The sequence below is a fragment of the Pectobacterium sp. 1950-15 genome (assembly GCF_037136835.1).
Lineage (GTDB): Bacteria > Pseudomonadota > Gammaproteobacteria > Enterobacterales > Enterobacteriaceae > Pectobacterium.
Window position 1 is genome coordinate 1 of the sequence record NZ_JBBBQR010000035.1, and the last position, 1517, is coordinate 1517.

General features: G+C 35.5%; 2 protein-coding genes and 1 pseudogene. All 3 read right to left on the minus strand.

The window, feature by feature from the left end; translation table 11 throughout:
* The coding region (locus WCT94_RS20625) for an RHS domain-containing protein (RefSeq protein WP_336871579.1) at positions 1-153 on the minus strand (153 nt) is incomplete at its 3' end.
* Between the two features lie 324 nt (positions 154-477).
* Complete coding sequence (locus WCT94_RS20630; protein ID WP_336871577.1) at positions 478-1089, minus strand: hypothetical protein; 612 nt, start codon at positions 1087-1089, stop codon at positions 478-480.
* Positions 1090-1517 (minus strand): annotated as a pseudogene (locus tag WCT94_RS20635) (hypothetical protein); the annotation flags it as partial. It abuts the gene before it with no gap.

The window sequence follows — 1517 nt, forward strand, 5'->3', positions numbered from 1 at the left end:
CTTGCCGTGGCGCAGTCCTTCGCTGTCCTGCGTTTGTCCGTTGACTGCACCGAAGCTACTGTAGTCTCCGCTCCAGCGGACCGAGCCGTCCGCATCCGTCATATCCAGCGGTGCGCCATTCAGGTCGGTGGTGTACCTGTCAGTGCACGTCAATGCGCTTCAGCAGGCGGCCCTCGACATCGTACTGAACATCGCCTCGCAATATGGTAGCCTTAACTCTTATTGACTACCATAAGGATCAATGACTTAAGTAGTCAGTATTTATTATTTTGTTACCTCAATATCGTATCCTTAATTATGATTGTTTAGTCCAAATCAGGCTTTTATCTTGAATTCCCAATAATTCCTCTTTTTTTCATCAACCGCTGTTCTTCACGGAATAAATGTTATTATTGGTATAATTCCACCCGGTGTAATATTGTTCAGGTTGCCTGTTTTAGACTGATTTCCTTTCAAATGAACTACCATTTAGAGAAGTTATTTAGTTATTTCTAACATTAGTTCTTTATATTCTGTTTTATAAAAATCATTTTTTGCGTTATCAATTAACTTCTCAATTATAATTACAAATCTATTTCTGTAATAATCTGGAATAACTTCATTGGAGTTTATTATTTTTTTTAGTTCAATATAAAAATTCCTCTCCGATTTATTTTTTGGTGATATTTCAGGAACTGAAATAAGATAATCCCATTTATCTTTTTGAGTATTAAATTGCGGGAGCTGCATAATAAATAAAGAGACGTAATAATTTACTTTTTTTATATGTTTCAAATCATAAAAAAAATAAAAAAAATCATTTTCTGGGGGAAGTCCATATCTCTTAATCATATTCCCTATTACTGAAACGGAATTTATAATCGTACTGGTATTAAAAATTCCTGTTTTGCACAAAGAAATTATTTTATTGGCTAAAGATAGGTCAGAAAAGAAAATCTCATAATGTTTTGACTGTTCTTTTCTAACAATTATCTCTAATTCATTTATTAATAATGATATTTCTTTTATATCGTCATGCATCGAGTCAAAAGACTTTATCTTATTGGAAATAATTTCTAGAGCATTAATGTTTTTTTCTACCTGACTCATTCAGCAACCTCCCTTAAATTTACCTTTACTATCAACGTTTACAGTTTTTCCACTGGAAAGCGCATCACTAATCTGAGTTTGGCTAAGATAATTTCGCCCATGAGCCAAATTATTTGGGTCATAGCTATGATAAAAACCACCATCCTTCCTGACAGCATTAGTAATGTTAGAGTTCCCTAGAGCATGATCCAATGCTGAACCCTCTAAATTTCTCGCTGCAATTCTATTTTGAAGTCCATCAACAAAACTAACTTGGGAAAATACTCTCCCATCACTTGCATGCTCAATGACTCGTTGCTGAACTGTTCTATCGGTTATTCCATAATACACAACTTCACCGGCAGAATTGATAAGTTGATAAAAAGCCCACAACCCCAGCGGATCCACCCACCCCAACGGGTTAGGCGCATACTGATAGAGGTTAATCC

Excerpts from the sequence above, each read along its gene's own strand:
- WCT94_RS20630 (WP_336871577.1), bottom strand. The coding sequence starts at position 1,089 with ATGAGTCAGGTAGAAAAAAACATTAATGCTCTAGAAATTATTTCCAAT.